Annotated in this window: 22 protein-coding genes, 1 tRNA gene and 2 pseudogenes; 4 read left to right on the forward strand and 21 right to left on the reverse strand. The window is 39.0% G+C overall.

From position 1 onward, the window contains the following. Positions 1–31: 31 nt before the first annotated feature. The 3 genes from AC0L6R_RS15725 to AC0L6R_RS15735 form a co-directional block, all read right to left on the reverse strand. Positions 32–286: a hypothetical protein gene (locus AC0L6R_RS15725; protein ID WP_473272051.1), complete on the reverse strand. Its 255-nt coding sequence runs from the start codon at positions 284–286 to the stop codon at positions 32–34. After that, positions 198–1,820: an LptF/LptG family permease gene (locus AC0L6R_RS15730; RefSeq protein ID WP_473272052.1), complete on the reverse strand. Its 1,623-nt coding sequence runs from the start codon at positions 1,818–1,820 to the stop codon at positions 198–200. Before AC0L6R_RS15730 ends, AC0L6R_RS15725 begins: the two co-directional genes overlap by 89 nt. Positions 1,821–1,891: 71 nt before the next feature. Beyond that, positions 1,892–2,287 carry an START-like domain-containing protein gene (locus AC0L6R_RS15735; RefSeq protein ID WP_283413407.1) on the reverse strand — a complete coding sequence of 132 codons (396 nt, stop codon included), beginning with the start codon at positions 2,285–2,287 and terminating at the stop codon, positions 1,892–1,894. Positions 2,288–2,543: 256 nt separating this feature from the next. Between AC0L6R_RS15735 and AC0L6R_RS15740 the strand changes: the two genes are divergently transcribed. From AC0L6R_RS15740 to AC0L6R_RS15750, 3 genes are all read left to right on the forward strand, one after another. Further along, positions 2,544–2,617: transfer RNA gene (locus tag AC0L6R_RS15740), tRNA-Met, on the forward strand. A gap of 498 nt (positions 2,618–3,115) precedes the next feature. Beyond that, the gene (locus AC0L6R_RS15745) at positions 3,116–3,376 is read left to right on the forward strand and encodes a GIY-YIG nuclease family protein (RefSeq protein ID WP_473272054.1); all 261 of its coding nucleotides are present in this window, start codon (positions 3,116–3,118) and stop codon (positions 3,374–3,376) included. Positions 3,377–3,542: 166 nt separating this feature from the next. After that, positions 3,543–4,859 (forward strand): Nramp family divalent metal transporter, encoded by a 1,317-nt coding sequence (locus AC0L6R_RS15750; RefSeq protein WP_473272056.1) that lies wholly within the window; start codon positions 3,543–3,545, stop codon positions 4,857–4,859. Here AC0L6R_RS15750 and AC0L6R_RS15755 read toward each other — a convergent pair. The 12 genes from AC0L6R_RS15755 to AC0L6R_RS15810 all read right to left on the reverse strand — a co-directional run bounded on the left by AC0L6R_RS15755 (position 4,851) and on the right by AC0L6R_RS15810 (position 14,553). Continuing rightward, a complete protein-coding gene (locus tag AC0L6R_RS15755) occupies positions 4,851–5,081 on the reverse strand; it encodes a hypothetical protein (RefSeq protein ID WP_473272057.1) in 231 nt (76 codons plus the stop codon). The genes AC0L6R_RS15750 and AC0L6R_RS15755 overlap by 9 nt on opposite strands. Positions 5,082–5,117: 36 nt before the next feature. After that, positions 5,118–5,474, reverse strand: a complete 357-nt coding sequence (locus tag AC0L6R_RS15760) for a hypothetical protein (RefSeq protein WP_473272058.1) — start codon at positions 5,472–5,474, stop codon at positions 5,118–5,120. Between the two features lie 66 nt (positions 5,475–5,540). Further along, entirely contained in the window at positions 5,541–5,930 is a 390-nt protein-coding gene (locus tag AC0L6R_RS15765) for a 6-bladed beta-propeller (RefSeq protein WP_473272059.1), read from the reverse strand. Positions 5,931–6,047: 117 nt separating this feature from the next. After that, positions 6,048–6,392: a 50S ribosomal protein L20 gene (gene rplT, locus AC0L6R_RS15770; RefSeq protein WP_091691840.1), complete on the reverse strand. Its 345-nt coding sequence runs from the start codon at positions 6,390–6,392 to the stop codon at positions 6,048–6,050. A 111-nt stretch (positions 6,393–6,503) separates the two neighbouring features. Next, the gene (rpmI, locus tag AC0L6R_RS15775) at positions 6,504–6,698 is read right to left on the reverse strand and encodes a 50S ribosomal protein L35 (RefSeq protein ID WP_091691841.1); all 195 of its coding nucleotides are present in this window, start codon (positions 6,696–6,698) and stop codon (positions 6,504–6,506) included. A gap of 25 nt (positions 6,699–6,723) precedes the next feature. Then, a complete protein-coding gene (gene infC / locus AC0L6R_RS15780; protein ID WP_091691842.1) occupies positions 6,724–7,278 on the reverse strand; it encodes a translation initiation factor IF-3 in 555 nt (184 codons plus the stop codon). Positions 7,279–7,365: 87 nt separating this feature from the next. Then, positions 7,366–9,312, reverse strand: a complete 1,947-nt coding sequence (gene thrS / locus AC0L6R_RS15785) for a threonine--tRNA ligase (protein ID WP_473272060.1) — start codon at positions 9,310–9,312, stop codon at positions 7,366–7,368. 293 nt (positions 9,313–9,605) lie between these two features. Continuing rightward, positions 9,606–10,823, reverse strand: a complete 1,218-nt coding sequence (locus AC0L6R_RS15790; protein ID WP_473272061.1) for a 6-bladed beta-propeller — start codon at positions 10,821–10,823, stop codon at positions 9,606–9,608. Between the two features lie 129 nt (positions 10,824–10,952). Continuing rightward, positions 10,953–12,041 carry a 6-bladed beta-propeller gene (locus AC0L6R_RS15795; protein ID WP_473272062.1) on the reverse strand — a complete coding sequence of 363 codons (1,089 nt, stop codon included), beginning with the start codon at positions 12,039–12,041 and terminating at the stop codon, positions 10,953–10,955. Positions 12,042–12,112: 71 nt separating this feature from the next. Continuing rightward, the gene (locus AC0L6R_RS15800; RefSeq protein ID WP_473272063.1) at positions 12,113–12,814 is read right to left on the reverse strand and encodes a DUF5686 family protein; all 702 of its coding nucleotides are present in this window, start codon (positions 12,812–12,814) and stop codon (positions 12,113–12,115) included. Next, complete coding sequence (locus AC0L6R_RS15805; RefSeq protein ID WP_473272065.1) at positions 12,774–13,097, reverse strand: hypothetical protein; 324 nt, start codon at positions 13,095–13,097, stop codon at positions 12,774–12,776. The genes AC0L6R_RS15800 and AC0L6R_RS15805 overlap by 41 nt, the downstream gene beginning before the upstream one ends. Further along, positions 13,078–14,553: a DUF5686 and carboxypeptidase-like regulatory domain-containing protein gene (locus AC0L6R_RS15810; RefSeq protein ID WP_473272066.1), complete on the reverse strand. Its 1,476-nt coding sequence runs from the start codon at positions 14,551–14,553 to the stop codon at positions 13,078–13,080. Before AC0L6R_RS15810 ends, AC0L6R_RS15805 begins: the two co-directional genes overlap by 20 nt. 166 nt (positions 14,554–14,719) lie before the next feature. On the opposite strand from AC0L6R_RS15810, the pseudogene lhgO reads away from it, so the two are divergent. Next, a pseudogene (gene lhgO / locus AC0L6R_RS15815) lies at positions 14,720–15,923 on the forward strand (L-2-hydroxyglutarate oxidase). A gap of 84 nt (positions 15,924–16,007) precedes the next feature. Here lhgO and AC0L6R_RS15820 read toward each other — a convergent pair. From AC0L6R_RS15820 to AC0L6R_RS15845, 6 genes and pseudogenes are all read right to left on the reverse strand, one after another. After that, a complete protein-coding gene (locus AC0L6R_RS15820) occupies positions 16,008–16,160 on the reverse strand; it encodes a hypothetical protein (protein WP_473272068.1) in 153 nt (50 codons plus the stop codon). A gap of 305 nt (positions 16,161–16,465) precedes the next feature. Then, entirely contained in the window at positions 16,466–17,044 is a 579-nt protein-coding gene (locus AC0L6R_RS15825) for a transposase (RefSeq protein ID WP_473272086.1), read from the reverse strand. A gap of 27 nt (positions 17,045–17,071) precedes the next feature. Beyond that, positions 17,072–17,218: pseudogene (locus AC0L6R_RS15830) on the reverse strand (IS1/IS1595 family N-terminal zinc-binding domain-containing protein); the annotation flags it as partial. Between the two features lie 52 nt (positions 17,219–17,270). Further along, complete coding sequence (locus tag AC0L6R_RS15835) at positions 17,271–17,660, reverse strand: glutamate synthase-related protein (RefSeq protein WP_473272087.1); 390 nt, start codon at positions 17,658–17,660, stop codon at positions 17,271–17,273. After that, positions 17,626–18,579: a glutamate synthase-related protein gene (locus tag AC0L6R_RS15840; RefSeq protein ID WP_473272070.1), complete on the reverse strand. Its 954-nt coding sequence runs from the start codon at positions 18,577–18,579 to the stop codon at positions 17,626–17,628. Before AC0L6R_RS15840 ends, AC0L6R_RS15835 begins: the two co-directional genes overlap by 35 nt. Before the next feature lie 257 nt (positions 18,580–18,836). Continuing rightward, entirely contained in the window at positions 18,837–19,802 is a 966-nt protein-coding gene (locus tag AC0L6R_RS15845; protein ID WP_473272071.1) for a YheT family hydrolase, read from the reverse strand. Positions 19,803–19,847 lie beyond the last annotated feature (45 nt).

Consider the following 19,847-nt stretch of genomic DNA (forward strand, 5'->3'; position numbering starts at 1 on the left):
AAGGTAAGATATATTTTAAGAATATGAAAGCTTAATTCGCTTTTGAACGAAGAACTTTAATTCTGTTTTGAACACTTTTCCACATGCTCAAATAGAAGTCAGGTTCGAATAGCCTGGAGTCTTTTCTTGCTTGTCTTATAAAGAATAATCCGAAGGGAAGTAAACACAATATTGAAAACCAAGTTCCAAATAATGGATCAGTTAGCCCTTCTTTGGCCCACTTCTCCCCTGTTATGGTAAGCATATAGTAAACGATAAAGAAAATAATAGATACTAATACAGGCATGCCTAGTCCACCTTTTTTTAATAATTGCGCCAAGTGGTGCGCCAATCAAAAACATTGCAAAGCAAGCGAAGGCTTGCGTGTATTTTTGATACCATGCTATTTGGAATCTCCTGTAGTCTCTCTTATAATTATCTATTTCAGTTTTGCGAATGGAAAAGTTGTTTTTCAGGCTTCTGGAATTATTCAATGCCATATTAACGGCACTTAACTTTATTCCTCGACCTTCCACTAAGGAATCGATCTCCTTTTTTTCCTTATCGGTAAGAGGAGCAGTTCTAGTTACTTTTACTGCTACTTTAGCTTCAGGCATTACAGCTGAATCCAGTGCGGCAGGTTGATCTTTTATTTGCCTTTTAGTATTGGCCGTAATATTAGGGGAATCTTGAACAGATGTAGTCTTTACTTTAATTGATTGAATTGAAGTGATGGCTGAGTCTTTACCTGCGCGGCTTGGCAACCTAGCTTCTGGATTATCAGTCAAAACAGCACTTGTATCCTTCTTGGCATTGAACTTTAAATTCTCTAAGGAATCTTTTATAGCCTCTTCTTTTTCAAATTTTGCCTTCCTAACTGAATCGTCTAAAAACTTACGTTGGGCAATATCAACTGGAGGATCAAATTTTCTATCTCTCGTGAAGAAGGGGTAAATACTTTCAGTACTTTGATAATTTTGATAAAGCTTGTCATTCAATAAAGTACTAATAGAGTCAAGCCCAAGTTTTATTTGTGAAATATTTTTGATTGACCTATTCGTTGACCATGCATCTTCTGCTGTTCTATTAAGTTTAAAGGTATTATTCAGGTCAAATACAATTTCATTTGTATCGAAAGAAGTTCTATTAAATTCTACAGGTTTTTCCTTAATACCTCTTGTTTGCCTTTCTTCACTGTAATTAATTCCTTGAAACAAGGAAAGCTTCATGTAATTTTCATTGAAAAAGGGTTCCATCCTACCCGAGTCTGCAAGGGTCATATTTAAATTTCCTGAAGACCCACCTGCATGGCTGTAGATTATTATGTCTTTGAGCCCATATTCACCTACTTTTTCATTGACCTTAATACTATAACCAGGAATCCCTGCGTAGAACACTCCAGCTTTTATATCCAACGCCGGAGATTTCATTCGAATATCATAAAGCAAACTAAACGTCTTCAGATTTACCTTAGGAACCAGGTAATTGTTGGAAAGGTATGCAGCAAAGGAAAGAATAATCACAAACACACCAATTGGCCTTAATGCCCGCAATAGAGAGATCCCACTGCTTTTTATAGCCGTTAATTCAAAATGCTCTCCAAGATTGCCAAAAGTCATTAAACTGGAAAGTAGCACTGCAAGAGGCAATGCCATGGGGGAAATGCTAATCACAAAGTACCCAATCAATTCAGCATAGATCCAGAAGCTCAGTCCCTTACCAAAAATCTCATCGAAATATTTCAGCATGTTGACAGTCAACAGGATAAAATCCACGACAATAAAAGTCAATAAAAATGGGCCTAAAAAAGACCCAAGTATAAGTTTATCTAGTTTCTTCATTATTTAAACTGCTCACTAGGCAAATACGAAGCCTTGGAGTCGAAGTTCAAATTTGCTAAAATGAATTGAGATTACCCACCTATAATATCTTTCAATCTCCCAATTAATCCTTCCCAGATCGCAACTAGCTCATCGTCTTCATAGCTATCCGAGTAATCAATCACTTTTAAAAAGAGTGTTTGCGTAAGATCATTTTCTTCTAGCTTAAATTCTATATAAGCATGATCTGATTCATCAGGACTTTTTGGGTCGTAAAATTCAAATTTCACATGTGAGTTACTTCGCTGAGAAGCTAGGCGAGCGTAATGATCCTCGCCATCAAAATTGAAAATATAATTCTTATCCTCGTTTATTTTCACTTCATCGGCAAACCACTCCTCTAATCCACTTGCAGTACTCAAATAGTGGAAAACTATTTTTTTGGAGGCATTGATTTGATAATCAGCCACAAACTTGTTTTTAACCATGGTAATCGTTTTTACTCTATGTAAAAATTCATTTTTTTAAAGAACGTCAACTTGCATTTCACAATACAAGACCTCATATTTGCATTCCCATTCGAACGGGAGGTTATCTGGGTTGATAATAAACGATTGTCAACTAATTCATTTGACGGATGAAAGTGCTTTAATATAGGCATTAATTTCAAAAATCAATATCAAAAAATATTTCTACTAGGTTAGAAACTCATTGAAGTAATTGAAACAACATTAATATATAAATGGCGAGGTAGCTCAGTTGGTTAGAGCGCAGGATTCATAACCCTGAGGTCGGGAGTTCAAATCTCCCTCTCGCTACATAAGGCTTTCGGAAATGGAAGCCTTTTTTTGTTTTACTATATTTGATATCTAATTAGAGCACAGGACTTATATCCGCCGCGGCGGACGGGAGTTCAAATCTCCCTCTCGCTACATAAGGCTTTCGGAAATGGAAGCCTTTTTTTGTTTTACTATATTTGATATCTAATTAGAGCACAGGACTCATATCCGCCGCGGCGGACGGGAGTTCAAATCTCCCTCTCGCTACATAAGGCTTTCGGAAATGGAAGCCTTTTTTTGTTTTACTATATTTGATATCTAATTAGAGCACAGGACTCATATCCGCCGCGGCGGACGGGAGTTCAAATCTCCCTCTCGCTACATAAGGCTTTCGGAAACGGAAGCCTTTTTTTGTTTTACTATATTTGATATCTAATTAGAGCACAGGACTCATATCCGCCGCGGCGGACGGGAGTTCAAATCTCCCTCTCGCTACATAAGGCTTTCGGAAACGGAAGCTTTTTTTTATTTTTATTAATGGATGAATTTGTAGTCTATATTCTTTATTCAAAATCCTCTGGCAAAACCTACACTGGTATGACATCGGATTTGATTACAAGGTTTCACTTTCACAACTACAAGTCAACCAAAGGGTTTACCTTAAAATATCGCCCTTGGTATGTCATTCATGTTGAATTCTTTACTACCAAAAATAAAGCTTTGATGCGAGAAAAAGAATTAAAAACAGGTAAAGGCAGAGACTGGATAAAACGTGAAATTCTATTAAATTATTACTAAGTACAGGACTCATATCCGCTACATCACGGCGCACAGGCGCGGCGGTCGGGAGTTCAAATCTCCCTCTAGCTACACAAGACTTTCGGAAACGGAAGCCTTTTTTTGTTTGTATACTAGCTTCTCACTCTTAATTATTTACCAACTAATTATTCTTTATTTTTAGAGGATGACATCGTCCGAAATAAAAAATCCACCTAGTTCATTTTTTTTTAAACTGAAGTTTCTTGGGCCTGGATTTATACTTTCGGCCTCCATTGTCGGATCCGGTGAATTAATCGCAACAACGGTACTTGGTGCGAAAGGCGGGTTTATCACCTTTTGGGTCATTCTAGTTAGTTGTTTAATAAAAGTTGCGATCCAACTGGAATTTGGTAAGAATACCATCGTAACTGGTAATCCATTGATGACTTCTTTTTCCACATTATCTGGACCAAAAAACCGGGCAGTTTGGAGCACTTTCATATTGACACTTTTTAAAATAGTGCAGCTGGGCGGGATGATTGGAGGAGCAGCCATTGCCCTTAGTATGCTTTTACCAATGCTACCTCCTATCCTACTCGCTTTTATTTTGGGAGCTATTACAAGTCTTTTAATTTTCAGGAATTACTATAGTATAGTAGAGCGAACAACCATGTTCATGGTTTTTGGATTCACTGTTTTTACCTTGGCTTCTGTTATCGCAGTAAATTATAGTCCTTATGCCTTTTCAATTGATGATGTCTTATCTGGATTAACATTTGAATTGCCTTCAAATCTGATTTTCGTCGCGATTGGAGCTTTCGGTATAACAGGTGTTGCCAGCGATGAGATAATCGCCTACACTTACTGGTGCCTAGAAAAAGGCTATGCCAAGTATACCGGCGAAAATGATGGAAGTGAGGAATGGAAAGTCAGGGCAAATGGATGGATTAAAGTCATGTATCTAGATGCCATCTTCGCAATGCTTATTTACACCCTCGTCACTGCAGCATTTTATCTTTTGGGCGCTTCTATTCTATATGGCAATGAGGCTATTCCAAGTGGCAATCAACTTATAGAAACCTTATCTAGTATCTATACCCAAACCCTAGGCGGCAATGCAAGGCTTACATACATTACCGGAGCTTTCTTTGTGCTTTTTTCGAGTGTGTTTGCTACGCTTGCTTATTGGACACGATTGCTTCCAGATATCTTTGGAGAATTAGGTTGGATAGCTTATGAAAATCTGAAAACTAGAAAAAAATGGGTTGCTATACTAGCCTGGGTTCTACCGATCCTATGGGCTCTTGCCTTTGCATATGTAGAGTTACCTGCGTTTATGGTACTGTCTGGAGGAATAGTAGGTTCAGTACTTCTATTAGTAGTCGTCTATGCAGCCATTCAGTTTCGATTTAAAAACAGTGTTTTAAAATTGGACTCAGGATTTATTTCTATTCTCCTATTCTGGCTTAGCGTACTTTCCATAGGATTGGTATCTTTCTATGGAATTGTGAAGTTATTTTAGCTGAACAATTCCAATTGTAGGGTTTTTTTCTTCTGTTTCACTATCTGAATATTCCAATTGCTGCACGAAGTAAAAGATGTCCCTTCCTAAATCCAGCGGCCTAAGAACTACTGGGTTTCCATTACCATCTAAGACTCCCTTTTGCAGATTGTATCCGAGTGCACTCTCCTTTTCATAGATATAAATCAGGTACTTAGAGTCTGCATAATACTCACAGAGCACATAGGAAAGCGAATTAACTACATTGTATATCTGGATTTATTTTATGCCACCCTTGTCTAAAACCTGTTTGGTTTCAAAATTCAATTTCAAGAATGGTGTCAAAACTTTTTCCTTGAATTTATATAAGGTGTCATGAAGAATTATTTGACTACCAAAATCCGGCACATACACAAAATGGTCAAGCCCTACTGTGGAGAAGTAATTCTTGATTGGAAAGTCAGAAGCTGAGCGTGATTTAAGTTTCACTTCCCTAACTAGTATGGTATCAACCACATCCAAAGATTTATTGATTTCATAAAATGAAGCTCGGTTAAGAAACCCTTCCTCCTGTGGTATTGACAACTCTTGCCTCAGCACAAACAATTTATCTTCCAAAACGGAGAAAGCATTCACATTAAATGGAAGTGAATTTTCTAAGAATAATTCATCCTCCTTGGAATAAACGTACAGCTTCCTGGCCTATGCTACATAAAGAAGGTTTGATTCTTCGTCAATGGTCATTTGAGGAAAAAATTCATATTCTCCTGGCCCCTCTCCCCGTTTGCCTAATACCTTAACAAACTTCCCTTCTTGATCAAATATCAAAATCCTCCTGGAAGCATCTGAAACATAAATTTTATCATTGAACAGTTTAATATCCAAAACACCTGTCAAAAAAGAGCTATCATTGGTCTCTAGCTGAATGAGTTTTAAAGATTTTGTCAATTGTTCTAGTTGCAATTCCTGGTCTATCTTACTAGGAATCTCAACGATTGGTAAGCTAGTTTCTAGAATTTTAGAGCACCTAAAAAATCCGAATCCTACTACAAAACAGGCTGATAGTAAAAAGAAATTTGACTTATGCTTCATTTTCTTAACAGTTCAAATTGAGAATTTATATTACTTAAATCCTATCAACAAAGCTATAGCCCAAAACAAAAAAGCCTTCCCGAGGGAAGGCTTCCAATAAAATAAGACAGTGCAACCTTATTTTACTCTTTCAACTACAGCTTTGAATGCTTCTGGGTGATTCATGGCCAAATCTGCCAAAACCTTACGGTTAAGTTCGATTTCACCTTTCTTCAATAATCCCATCAATTGAGAGTAGGACACGCCGTGCATTCTTGCACCTGCGTTGATACGCTGAATCCATAAAGCTCTGAATTCTCTTTTCTTCGCTTTACGGTCTCTGTACGCATACTGAAGACCTTTCTCATACTTGTTTTTGGCTACTGTCCATACGTTGCTACCTCTTCCGAAGTAACCTCTTGTGGCTTTTAGCACTTTTTTTCTTCTTGCTCTGGACGCTACCGCGTTTACCGATCTAGGCATAGTGTTTTGTTTTTTGACAGTTGGTGCCCCGAGTGATCGAGATCTTGATTACCAAAATGTCTGGTGAATAAATAAACCTTAATTAATTGATTTTTAAGCTACTGCAGAGAATCAGATTCTCAACATGTCTCTTACTCTACCCTCGTCAGACTCATGAACTAGACCAGTTTTAGTCAAGTTATGCTTTCTTTTAGTAGATTTTTTCGTCAGGATGTGGCTTTTGAAAGCGTGTTTCCTTTTGATTTTGCCGGTTCCCGTTAAAGCGAACCTCTTCTTTGCACTGGATTTGGTTTTTACCTTTGGCATTTTGCTGTATTTATTTAGTTGAAATTTATTTCTTTCCTGCCTTCGGAGCGATGAAGATGTTCATTCTTTTACCTTCCATTTTCGGAAGCTGCTCTACTGCACCGTATTCTGCAAGTGCCTGAGCAAATTTCAGAAGTAGCATCTCTCCTCTTTCTTTAAACACAATGCTACGACCCACGAAATGTACGTAAGCCTTTACTTTTGCGCCTTCTTTTAAGAAGTTGATGGCATGCTTCAATTTGAAATTGTAATCATGATCATCAGTATTCGGTCCGAATCTGATCTCCTTCAAAACAATCTTTGCTGCATTGGATTTGATCTCCTTCTGCTTCTTTTTCTGCTCGTACTTAAACTTTGCGTAGTCAAGAATTTTACAAACGGGAGGATCAACATTAGGAGAAATCTCTACCAGATCCAGGTCATTTTCCTGAGCGAGTTTGATGGCTTTATCTGTAGGAAGTAATGCATTTCCACCTTCTACAAAATCACCAACCACCCGTACTTCACGAGCTCTGATTTTCTGGTTTACTTTATAAGGTTCTTCTTGTCTACCTCTATAGGGTTGTCTGTTGTTTCTCAAGTTAGCTTTGATTGTTTTTATGAAATTGGATGCAAATATCGGAATTATTTCTAATTAAGAAAAACTGAATTAAATAATACAGTCAAATTACTTAGTTAATGATGCTGAAATAATACCCTGAAAATAATTTATAAACTCCTCCGCTGAGAAGTTACCTAGATCTCCTTCACCATGTTTTCGAACGGAAAGTTTTCGCTCTTCCTGCTCCTTTTCCCCTACTATTAGCATAAAAGGCACTTTTTTAACTTCAGAGTCACGGATTTTTCTTCCGATCTTTTCATCTCTGTTGTCAATAGAACCTGATATTCCCACCTCTTCGAGGATTAACTTTATTTCTTCTGCATATTCTATATATTTCTCAGAAATAGGCAAAATATTGATCTGCTCAGGAGAAAGCCATAGTGGGAAGTTGCCTGCACAGTGCTCAATAAGCACTGCTACGAAACGCTCCAAAGAACCAAAAGGCGCTCTATGGATCATCACAGGTCTATGCTTCTGATTGTCCGAACCTATATATTCCAACTCGAACCGTTCTGGTAAGTTATAATCGACCTGGATAGTTCCCAACTGCCATTTTCTTCCTAAAGCATCTTTCACCATAAAGTCCAGCTTAGGTCCGTAGAATGCTGCCTCGCCCAGCTCAGTCACAGTAGTTAATCCTTTCTCTGCTGCCGCTTCGATAATTGCAGATTCTGCCTTATTCCAGTTTTCATCCCCACCTATATATTTGGAAGGATTTTCCGGATCTCTCAAAGAGATTTGAGCAGTGTAATCTTCAAAACCCAAAGCTTTGAAAACATACAATACCAAGTCAATTACTTTGACAAACTCCTCTTTCACCTGATCTGGACGGCAGAAAATATGTGCATCATCCTGAGTAAATCCTCGAACACGGGTCAAACCGTGCAATTCTCCACTTTGCTCATATCGATACACAGTACCAAATTCCGCATAGCGAATCGGCAATTCTTTATAAGAATGCGGCTTATGCTTATAGATCTCACAGTGATGCGGACAATTCATCGGTTTCAGCAAAAACTCCTCTCCTTCATGTGGAGTCGCTATTGGCTGAAAAGAATCCTTACCATATTTCTCGTAGTGACCGGACGTCTCATATAATACCTTATGGCCAATATGTGGAGTGATCACCTGCTGATAACCTGCTTTATCCTGCGCTTTTTTCAGGAAATTAACCAAACGCTCTCTTAGCAAGGTTCCCTTTGGCAACCAAAGTGGAAGGCCTGCTCCTACTTTCTCCGAGAATGTGAATAGCTCAAGCTCACGTCCTAGTTTCCTGTGATCGCGTTTCTTAGCTTCTTCCAGTAAAGTCAGGTATTCAGAAAGCTCTTTTGCTTTCGGGAAAGTAACCCCGTAAATACGGGTAAGCATTTTGCGGTTCTCATCCCCTCTCCAATATGCGCCGGCGATATTTGTCAACTTCACAGCTTTTACAAAACCAGTATTTGGAATATGCGGTCCACGACAAAGATCCACGAAGTTTCCTTGCTGGTAGAACGTAATTGAACCATCTTCAAGTCCTTCCAAAAGGTCTAATTTGTACTCGTCACCTTTCTTCTGGAAATAATCGACTGCATCTTTCTTGGAAATGTCAGTACGGATATACTCATTCTTTTCACGAGCCAGCTCGATCATTTTCTTCTCAATAGCTTCCAATTCTGAACCATCTAAGGTCTTATCACCGAAATCTACATCATAGTAGAATCCTGTTTCGATCGGAGGGCCAATACCGAATTTGATACCTGGATGAAGTGCTTCCAATGCTTCTGCGAGCAAGTGCGCGGATGAGTGCCAAAAAGTATTTTTGCCTTCTCCGTCATTCCATGTTAATAATTGAATGGAGGAATCCTCGTTGATAGCTCGGGTAGCATCCCAAACTTGTCCGTTTACTTTTGCGGCTAGAACGTTTCTCGCTAAACCCTCGCTGATACTTGCAGCAATCTGTAGTCCGGAAGTTCCTTTTTCATACTCCTTCACAGTGCCATCTGGAAGAGTAATTTTAATAAGTTGTGACATGTGTAAAATTAGTTCTGCCCATACAAAAGGGCATAAAGATTAAGCTACAAATATGCACAAGACGAAGGCAAACGAAAAATATATGGGAAGGGAATATGGAAATGAGTGGATATTTTTTAATTATCTCTAATCATGTCTGTACCTGCATTTTCTTTACTTACTTTGGTTGGACGACCTATGACGGGCTGACCGGAGTAGCCTCAATGCTAGTGTTAAACTTAAAATAAGTAGCTTTTTTGTCTTTTACTGATCCGAATTGCAGAAACACCCACTTGCTGCTGGATAAAGGCACCTTATTTTTTTACCGTATAGACAATTAGAACAGGATTTTCTGAGTCTTTGGCTGCAAAAGCCACTTGAGCAAAGTTCTTCCCCTTCCCTTTCACATACTCTTCAAAGCCCTCCTGGCCGAGTTCTGCTTTCTTTTTCTGCAATTCTTTGAAAAGAGTTTTTCCGGGAATCGCTGATCCTGTTTTTCCCTCTGAAAATTGATAAAAGAAAGAATTCATATGGGAACTTCCATTCAAATCATTTACAAACTCTCCTTCTAATACATGCGTCTTTTGATCATCTCGTTTAAAGAAAATATTATATGAATCTTTTTCATAACTCATCCTTGCATAAAACTGGTTTTCTGTGATATACCATATCGTACTGAGGTAAAGTTTCGCTCTATTATTAAGAAACTGCATAAAATCCAGTGGTTCAAGGTCCTCACCAATCTTCTTCACTTCATCTTGACTCTGTCCATATTTCCCAAAATCAAAAACTAACTTAGGAACAAACTCACCCTGATCGGCAAGATAAATGGTATCCTGAAAAGGCCTTCCGAGATAAACTCTTCCTTTGGAATTCTGCAAATTACTCTGTTCTGAATACATCCCATAATAGAGCTCCGGGTCGAAAGGAATAGCCTTTACAGTATCCTCAAATGTTTCATTAACACTTATGATAAAGAATTCATTTTTAGTATATGCTGAGCTGTAAAAATAATATCGCTTTTGAAGATCCGAGAAAGCTACCGAACCAAATTGGTCGGTGACTTTTTTTTCTCTCAGAAATTTACCTTCCAAACTAAACCACATTATTTTTCTAGGAATTACACCTACAAGCATTATTTCATTATTTCTGTTTATAGCACCATCAAATTCAAGGTATTCACCAGGCCCTTCTCCATAGTTTCGGATTTTATTCAGGTATTTCCCAGAACGATCAAAAATCTGAATGCATTTACAGCCATAGATTTCCAAAACGTAAATCCTGTCTTCATGAAAAAATATTTGGGGAATATCTCTACCTATTAAGCCATTCCCCTCATCATCCTTCAGCCAGATATATTCTATCTCAGGTTCAAAAAATTCAGAGAGTTTCCCCTCTCTAGCTTCTGAAAGGTCAACTTTTATGGTTTCTATGCCATCAGGGGTCTGGTCCGAATTCCCTTGGTTTTCCGATGAGCAGGAGGCTAAAAAAACAACTAGTAGGACTAGTAAAAAAAGACAAGGTTGTTTCATTACTTCTTTACAGTATAGACGATTAATACAGGATTCTCAGAGCCTTTGGCAGCTTTAGCTACTTTGGCGAAGTTTTTCCCCTTCCCATTTACATATTCCTCGAATCCTTCCTGACCAAGTTCTGCTTTCTTATCTTGTAGAATTTTGAAAAGTGTTTTTTCCTGGCATATAAGACCCAACCTTATCCTCATATAATTGATAGGTAAATGAATAAGGATCATAACTCTGGTCAATATCATTTTTTATCCGCCCTTCAATAACATGCGATAATTGATTTTTCCTATCAAATAATAGATTAAACAGCTTCCCTTCGTATACTAATCTGGAATAAACCCAAGATTGAGTTACATCCCATCCTATTGGCTCAAAAAATAATTTTGCTTTAGTATTGATGAATTTCAATTCCTCTAGCGAACTTAATTCTTTGCTTTTTTTTTCCAGCTCATCAATTGGTTGGGCATAATCGCCAAACTCAAAAATAAGCTTAGGTATAAAATTACCTTCCTTTAATTCTAAAATAGTATCATTAAAAGCCCTCCCAAAATAAATTGAATTCTCATTTTTAATGAAGCTATTTCTTGGAGGTGTATTACTATAATAACCTCTTTTTTCATAAGGAAAAAACTTCAAGGTGTCTTGAAATGACTCATTAAGGCTTTCCAAAAAGTATTCACCTGGACCTCGAGCAAAAGAATAAAAATAATAGCGCTTTGCATCCTCAGAAAACACAGCAGAACCTATATGTTTAGCTAGTTTTTCTTCCCTGAGAAATTTACCATCCAATGAAAACCACATTAGTTTAGGTGGATGAATTCCTGTTAACAATATTTCATCGTTAATTATTGTAGCGTCTCCAAATTCTATGTATTTCGCTGGTCCTTCTCCGTAAGCTCTGATTTTTGAAAAATACTCCCCTTTCCTATCAAATATTTTTATGCATTTGCAACCAAAGATATCTAGAGTAAAGATCTTGTCATCATAGAAGAAGACCTTATTCAAACCTCCTAATTGAGCATCTTTAGAATCATCTTTGAGCCAGATGTATTCTATCTCAGGCTCGAAAGAATTCGGAGAGTTTTCCTCTCTGGCTTCAGAAAGGTCAACTTTTATGATTTCTAAGCCATCACTGGATTGATCCGAATTAGTTTCAACACTGGTAGAACAGGATATAAAAACGCTCGAGTAGACAAGCAGTAAAAAAAGACACAGGTTTTTCATCTACCCAATCTAATAGAATAGAATCCAATAACTAAAGAATAATTTGTCCGGAGATTTTTACTGCAAATGGCTTAGCCTCCAGGATTATCCAAATAGGTAATTCTATGGAAAAAGTCTATTCTGAAAAATTTGAAAATATTCTCAATCCCATAGCCCAATTCCACATAAGGTTTGGTCGGATCCAGTCTTCCAAATGTTTCTAAAGGATTGCCAGCAGGATCTTCCGTAGGAGCATTCGCTATATTTTTATTATTGACTGATCCATACAGGATATTTGCATTTCCTACGGCTCGCCATTTTAGCTTTTTGAGTAAGGGTATTTTATTCAATAAAAAACCTTCGAAATAATGTCTGTAACGCAAGCTCGCATATTGATCCGAAGCAAATTCATTGAAATTCATCGTGTTGAAAGCTGCGGAGGTGTAGAACAACGTCTCGTTGCCCAAGTGATTTTTCAAGATCGGATAGGGCACTTCCCCAAATACTTTTCCCGCATCAAATTCATAGCGGGAAACTCCAAACATGCCCATATTCAGTCGCTGATACACATAAAAATTCAGTTTGGAATATGTAATATCCCCACCGAGCCAGTCCATGCCTTTAGCATAGCTCAATTCAAAAATCGGCCATCTCAAAGGCCCTAGCGAGGTTCGCTCGTTGTCGTTGATCAGGATAGTTTCGTCCCTTCCATAGCGCAGGCCAACCTTAGCCTCAGCAGTTTCAAACTGGGATTTATACTCCCCTGTTCCTTTTTCCAGGGTAATAAAAATCATACAAGGGCTCAAACTCCATAAAGCTCAAATCTGAATAAAGCAAAAACCCCTTGAAAAACTCTCGCTGAAAATTAACCTGATGCTTAGTAGTGAAGTAAGGTCGTCTAAGTGTACCGAACCTGCTGGCCGCCAGAAATATGCTATTCCCCTGCAAGCTGGAAATTTCCAAACCTACTTGATCAATTTCCTTCTGCGTCGATAGGGAAATGGAAGTCCAGTGCCGCCTGTCTAATATGCGGGTTACTTTTGCAGAATACTTAAGCTCAGCGTCCTTGAAACGCATAAGCTCCATACCCATATAACACCCACTTATCGCTGAATTTTAGATTGGTACGGAACCCCATTCCTAGCCTCACTCCTTCTATATCATTGTAGTTGAAAAAGCCTGGCCAGGGGCCGATATCTACTTTTTTGAAAGGCAAATACCCCGTTCCAAAGAACTTAAGTCCCTCAGAATAGAAGCGTACAATCGGGATTCTCTTTAAGGTATCCACCATTTGTAGCACTGCTAATTCTTGCTCTGACAAAACATCCTGACGATTTTCCTTCCAAAATTCCTCACTTGCCTCATCAAAGTCAGGTAATAAAGTGACAGATTGATTGAAAAAAGATGTTGGCTGAGGTTCCCCGATTTTTATGCTATCTGCCGAAGTGTAGAATTTTGCAAGAAGGCCAGCCGTTTTAGGTGTGATCTGACCTATTTTTATCTGAACTCGCGTTTTGGCAGGAATCAAAGGGCCAGCGGAAGTAGGTTGCAATTCCTGTTGAATTTTGATTCGCTCAATGAAATTCAGATTGGCTTCCTTCGGTATAGTCAAATCCACTTGTTTCAAGGCATAGGTTTCCTTATTGATCCAGATCGTGCCAGAAAACGCCAGATCCTGTTCTCTCAGCGGATAAACTTTCAGCATATAGCAAGAATCGCTACCAACCAAAACTGAATCCATCAAATCATAATCATAAAACTGCTTCCAGCCATCCGCTATTGGCGAAACAAATTCTTTCCCAACGATACTGAGCCAATTTTTATAAAAGTTGTATTCCTGAAAAGCAGATCCTGTGATCTGCGAGGTGGTAGATCCATCTGTGATCCCTACTCCGGTCACTTTAGATTTTTCCACAACCTCCTTTCTCAGTTCGGGGTTATTCCTGAAATAGAATTTGGAGAGTGTTTCTGAGAAGAATACAGGCAAGATTTTCTCCCCTTCATCATTCGTCAGCTGCTTAATAGAGTCCAGAACTGCGGTGACTTTCTGCACTGTTTTACGCTGAGTAAACTCCTCAGACACATGATCAATATCGATTTCTATCTTGGTATAATTCTTTGTTTGATAGGCAGATAACTCGCGTTTGTCAAAGTCCTTTTTCCGATCCACTGCTTTACGTATCACATCAAAAGCAGGGTTTTCTCCAGCTTCAAAAACAAAAGCCTCTAGCTCAAAATCTGAAGGTTTAAGCTGAAAATTGACTGTTTGTTCAGGAAGTTGCTCCAAGGATTTAATACCAGAGATATATCCAAGATAGCTTACCGTAATGCTATCTGTTAGAGATCTTGCTGATAAGCTATAATTGCCTTCAAAATCAGTGGAAATACCCACTGTAGTCCCTTTCAATAAAACAGATGCAAAAGGAATAGGGTCTCCGGTAGTCGCATCAGTTACTTTCCCTTTTACCACAAATTGGCCAAAGGACTGTGCATAAACGAAAAAGAAGAGGAGGAGAAAGAAATTACGAAGCATGAAATTTTTACTGATCTGAAAACAAATCCCTGCAAAATAAATTCATTAACCGGGCAAATTGCTACCTAAGTGGTTAAAAAATATAAAGCTTCCCGAGATCAGGTTAATCTCAGAACTGGAAAAATGAAAATTCCGCTAGTATATTTGAGTTTGTAAACTGAGAAATATGATATACGATATTGCGGTAATTGGTGGTGGAATTGTTGGTTTAGCGACTGCTCTTAAAGTTCAAAAAGCCCGACCTGATTTGAAAATAGTCATTTTGGAGAAGGAGAATCAATTAGCAAAACATCAAACAGGTAATAACAGTGGTGTGATTCACTCTGGCCTCTACTATAAGCCGGGGTCTCTAAAAGCTACGAATTGCATTGGCGGATATCATGAACTGATTCAATTCTGTGAAGAAGAAAAAATTCCTTTTGAGATTACGGGGAAAGTGGTAGTTGCTACCCGGGAAGAGCAAAAACCCCTTTTGAATAACTTATACGAGAGAGGGATTCAAAATGGCTTAGAAGGCACCATGGTATATTACCATGGAGGAGCTCAAAGAATACGAGCCGCACTGTACAGGTATAGCAGCCCTTCATGTTCCTCAGACCGGAATAGTGGATTATTTCAATGTAGCCTTGGCTTATGGAAGAAAAATTGTTCAAAATGGAGGTGAGATATATTTAAATCATAAAGTACTGGATATTAAGCAACAGGATGGAATTAATTACATTGAAACTTCTAAGAAAACCATTCAAAGCAAACTAGTGGTTAATTGTGCAGGACTGTACTCTGATAAAGTCGCACAGATGAATGCCGACGAAGAAATAGACGTTAAAATAATTCCTTTTAGAGGAGAATACTTCAAGCTAAAAAAAGAAAGAGAATTCTTAGTAAAGAATCTGATTTACCCTGTACCTGATCCTAATTTTCCATTCTTGGGAGTCCATTTCACTCGAATGATGAAAGGTGGTGTGGAAGCTGGACCGAACGCTGTTTTGGCTTTTCGCAGGGAAGGATATAAAAAATCCCAGATTAACTTAAGAGAACTAGCAGAATCGCTGGCTCGGCCAGGATTTCAAAAGGTAGCTGCGAAATATTGGCAAACAGGTTTCGGTGAAATGTATAGATCTTTTTCCAAAGCAGCTTTCACTAAAGCGCTTCAAGAATTGATACCCGAAATCCAAGAATCTGACTTAGTCGAGGGTGGTGCAGGCGTGAGAGCTCAGGCATGTGACCGTACCGGAGGATTGCTAGACGACTTCTCGATCAGAGAATCCGCACACGCCATTAATGTATTGAATGCACCATCTCCTGCTGCTACAAGTTCCCTTGCAATTGGAGGAACAGTGGCTGAATTGGCGTTGAAAAGATTTACTTAACCTTTTAGGAAATCCCGAAGTCTAGTGACATTCGCGATGAAACCTCAAAGGTTAAACTACACCTGCGTATTTACGGTAACGTGGTCAAAAATAGTTGGTGACTTTGGTATAAAATTTCATTACTAATCCTGCGACAGATTTGAAGAGGACGTAAGCTCTGCTGAGGAGCAACTTACCAGCAATAAAATCTGTCAAGTGGAATGGAAGGGCTTCGTTTTTTCGGAGCCCTTTTTTCATGCTTCATTCTTCTTGTCCCATGGCTTGGAAAACCTTTTACCTTGTTGATTTTTGAAGTACAGATACCATTTCAAAAAGCTTTTTCTGTTTGCGTTCGAAAGTCCTCTATGGACATTGAGATTGTTTTTTAAATGTCCGAAGAACGACTCCAGACCGTTTGTTGATTTGGGTATTTTTGGGTTTTCCAGATAGTGAAACAAATTGGGCAGTGCGCTCATAATTACAGAGAAGGAACGCTTCAACAGCTTATGTTTATACCAGTATTTTCCAGTGGTGGGGTTCACGGTTTTCTCATGTCAGCAAACTCATGATGACGGGCATCCCAATTGGCCAGATCCAGCAGCCAAAAGCTGAGCTGCTGTTGGGTACGGATCAGATGCAGTGTAGAGATGATTCTTCGAAGTTCCTGACCAGGAAATGCTCTTTGGTTTACTGGAAAGCCATATTCTGCACATACGCTGGACATGGATCACACATCGCTGAAGGGTCACATCGGGGCAAACTTTCTTCACCGCCCGTAGTAGAGCCCGGTGACCATCACAGGTGATGGATTCAATCTGAACACCAAGAGCCAGCAGATTTTCCAGGCCTTCTTTCAGCTCCTCATACTGTTCTCCACTACTGAAACGGTAGAGCTGGGTAAACTTGACGGTGTTGTCCCGATACAGAATCAGACACAAGTCGTTGGTGAAATAAGTGCCATCAATGATCAGGTTTACACGCTCAGAGGGGTAAACACTCAGCATCGGTGGCTCTTTCAAATAGCCTTTGAACAGCCGCTGGATGGTGCTTTTACTGTACCCTGTGAGAACAACCAATTGCTCCAATGTTTGCTTGCCGATAACCCACTTTTCAAACCATATAAATTGGTTGGACTTGGCCACCGATGGATTCGAACCGGTAAAGAGAATCCCGCAGTTTTTGCATTTATATCGCTGCTTGCCGCCTTGCTTTCCCCACTTGATTGAGTCCAGAAAGCCACATGCCCAACACCTTTTTTTTTGACTTTTCCATAAACAAAACAACCTTATTGAAACCACTTTCAATAAGGTTGTCACAAAAGACAGTAAATCAATAGTTTACACAGCTTTTACCAACTATTTTTGACCATTAAATCGTATTTACAGAATCAGGCAGATATCTATTTGCCAGCTTGATCATTTCATCACCTTTTACTAAATCACTGGCACTTAGTTGGGAGGTATGAGTGTGCCCGGATGCCCCTAGAAGTTCCTGCACGGCGTGAACTGTATTTTTGTGGAAATTATACACTCGCTCAGATTTATCCGTTATCACCAGACCTTTTACTAAGCTTGCCCTTTGCGTAGCCACACCAGTTGGACATTCATTGGTGTTACATCGAAGTGCTTGAATACACCCTACACTAAACATAAAGCCTCTGGCAGAATTACACAAATCAGCTCCAAAGGCAATGTTTTTTAAGATAGCAAAAGCTGAAATAGCTTTACCGGAAGCAATAATTTTGATATGATCCCTGATCCTGAAATTTCTCCAAAGTCATCCGGACAAAAATAAGTGCCGGCTCTAACGGTAAACCCACACTATCTGAGAATTCCAAAGGAGCAGCCCCAGTACCTCCCTCTGCCCCATCCACCGTGATGAAGTCTGGATAGATGTTTTTAGCGACCATTTCCTTGCATATAGCAGTAAATTCTTCTGTTCTGCCTATGCAAAGTTTGAAGCCAACTGGTTTCCCTCCTGACAATTCCCTCACTTTAGCTATAAACTCTATCAACTCGACTGCATTAGTGAATGCACTATGCGAAGGCGGAGATAGAATAGTAGTTCCGGCTATCACACCGCGTATTTCGGCTATTTCTTTTGTGTTTTTTATTCCCGGCAATACACCGCCGTGGCCAGGTCTGGCTCCCTGTGAGATCTTAATTTCTATCATTTTGACTTCCGGCCAATTTGCCTTTTCTGCAAATAGTTCCTCGCTAAAATTCCCCTGCTCATCCCGGCATCCAAAGTAGCCGGTGCCAATTTGCCAAACCAAATCTGCCCCTTGACGGTGATAAGAAGAAATTCCGCCTTCACCTGTATTATGATAAAATCCGCCTTTTTTTGCACCTAAATTCAATGCTGTGATGGCATTTGAACTCAAGGATCCAAAGCTCATTGCTGAAATATTGAAGATAGATGCTGAATACGGCTGTTTACAACTACCATTTCCAATCATCACTCGAGCATCTTCGTCGTTGGTGTGCACGGCGTAAATTGAGTGCCTCAAGGCCATATAATCCTCTCCATTTATGTCTCGTTGTGTACCGAACGGGTGAGTGTCGTTTACATTTTTAGCTCTTCTATAAACCAGGGAGCGTAGGTTTCGACTGAAAGGTCTACCATCTGTATTTGTTTCTATAAAATACTGCTGAATTTCAGGACTTATTTTTTCCAATAAATACCTGAAATGCCCTATTACAGGGAAATTCCGAAGTATAGCATGCGACTTTTGATTGATATCATAAATACCTATACACAGAAGAATGACAAGTATACCCAGTGATAAAATACCCGAACTTGAACTGAACAAATTGGAAATACCACATTAGAAAAAATGTAAGCATGACCATAAGCGTCAAGCTACCGAAAAACATCTTTCTCATATCAAATTCTTTTGATGATTAAACGCACAATATAGCAAAAGACTTAGGGCTAAGCCTGATTCAGAAGGAATTCTTGAACTCTCAGTTCTGCCCAGGTAAATTCCTGCCCGCTCACCATAAAACCTGTATGACCTCCCCTTTTTGGCATTTCCAATGTAAGTACTTCCTTCTTTTCTGCAAGTGCTTTTGGGTAACATTCGGGTCCCAATAATGGATCGTTAATGGCATTCACTATGAGCGTAGGAATTTGTATAAAAGGCATCCAGTTATCTGCGCTAACCGATTTATAAAAGTCTACTGAATCCTTGAACCCATGTAATTTAGCTGTGAATAGGGTATCAAAAGCATCAAAATCACTAACTCTGTCAAGTAATTCAAGATCTATCAATTCCGGATATTGAGTTGCTTTTGCTTTAATTTTAAGTTTTAGCTTTCCTAGAAATCTATTTTTGTAAAAAGCGTTTCTTCTCAACTTCAAGGTGTTGGCACTGGAAAGCAAATTACAAGGTGTAGAATATACTGCTGCTCTCTTTATTTCCTTAGGAAGGTCCTCTCCTTTTTCGCCAAGATATTTTAGCGTCTGTGCTCCTCCCATGCTTATTCCAGTTAGAAAGATCTCATCATAAGTATGGGTTTTCAACACATGGGCTATGGTAGTGTCCAGGTCATAACTGGCACCATGATGGTAAAGAATTGGTCCTAAATTGATCTCTCCACCACATGAACGATTATTCCATACTAGTACATCTACATGACAGGAATTGAATAGTTTGACCATACCCCTCACATAATGTCGTTCGGAGTCCCCCTCTAGTCCATGAGAAATAATCAGCAATTTTGAACTACCAACTTTTGCCCAATCCAAATTCAAAAAATCACCATCAGGCGTATCTATCTTCTCCCTTGTATAGTTTACGTCTACTATTTTTCTAAAAAGACTGGGAATAATAGTTTCCAGGTGTCCGTTGAACAGGTATATCGGTGGGCCGCTGTAAGTTGATTTGATAATAGGCATGAAACCCAAAAATAAGATGCTTTATAAGATAGTAGGAATTTGTCT

It is taken from the genome of Algoriphagus sp. 10J20-15 (assembly GCF_055809615.1).

Coding starts and splice junctions, on each gene's coding strand:
- AC0L6R_RS15725 (WP_473272051.1), bottom strand. CDS start 286: ATGCCTGTATTAGTATCTATTATTTTCTTTATCGTTTACTATATGCTT.
- AC0L6R_RS15730 (WP_473272052.1), bottom strand. CDS start 1,820: ATGAAGAAACTAGATAAACTTATACTTGGGTCTTTTTTAGGCCCATTT.
- AC0L6R_RS15735 (WP_283413407.1), bottom strand. CDS start 2,287: ATGGTTAAAAACAAGTTTGTGGCTGATTATCAAATCAATGCCTCCAAA.
- AC0L6R_RS15745 (WP_473272054.1), top strand. CDS start 3,116: ATGGATGAATTTGTAGTCTATATTCTTTATTCAAAATCCTCTGGCAAA.
- AC0L6R_RS15750 (WP_473272056.1), top strand. CDS start 3,543: ATGACATCGTCCGAAATAAAAAATCCACCTAGTTCATTTTTTTTTAAA.
- AC0L6R_RS15765 (WP_473272059.1), bottom strand. CDS start 5,930: ATGAAGCATAAGTCAAATTTCTTTTTACTATCAGCCTGTTTTGTAGTA.
- rplT (WP_091691840.1), bottom strand. CDS start 6,392: ATGCCTAGATCGGTAAACGCGGTAGCGTCCAGAGCAAGAAGAAAAAAA.
- rpmI (WP_091691841.1), bottom strand. CDS start 6,698: ATGCCAAAGGTAAAAACCAAATCCAGTGCAAAGAAGAGGTTCGCTTTA.
- thrS (WP_473272060.1), bottom strand. CDS start 9,312: ATGTCACAACTTATTAAAATTACTCTTCCAGATGGCACTGTGAAGGAG.
- AC0L6R_RS15790 (WP_473272061.1), bottom strand. CDS start 10,823: ATGAAACAACCTTGTCTTTTTTTACTAGTCCTACTAGTTGTTTTTTTA.
- AC0L6R_RS15795 (WP_473272062.1), bottom strand. CDS start 12,041: ATGAAAAACCTGTGTCTTTTTTTACTGCTTGTCTACTCGAGCGTTTTT.
- AC0L6R_RS15800 (WP_473272063.1), bottom strand. CDS start 12,814: ATGATTTTTATTACCCTGGAAAAAGGAACAGGGGAGTATAAATCCCAG.
- AC0L6R_RS15805 (WP_473272065.1), bottom strand. CDS start 13,097: ATGCGTTTCAAGGACGCTGAGCTTAAGTATTCTGCAAAAGTAACCCGC.
- AC0L6R_RS15810 (WP_473272066.1), bottom strand. CDS start 14,553: ATGCTTCGTAATTTCTTTCTCCTCCTCTTCTTTTTCGTTTATGCACAG.
- AC0L6R_RS15820 (WP_473272068.1), bottom strand. CDS start 16,160: ATGAAAAAAGGGCTCCGAAAAAACGAAGCCCTTCCATTCCACTTGACA.
- AC0L6R_RS15845 (WP_473272071.1), bottom strand. CDS start 19,802: ATGCCTATTATCAAATCAACTTACAGCGGCCCACCGATATACCTGTTC.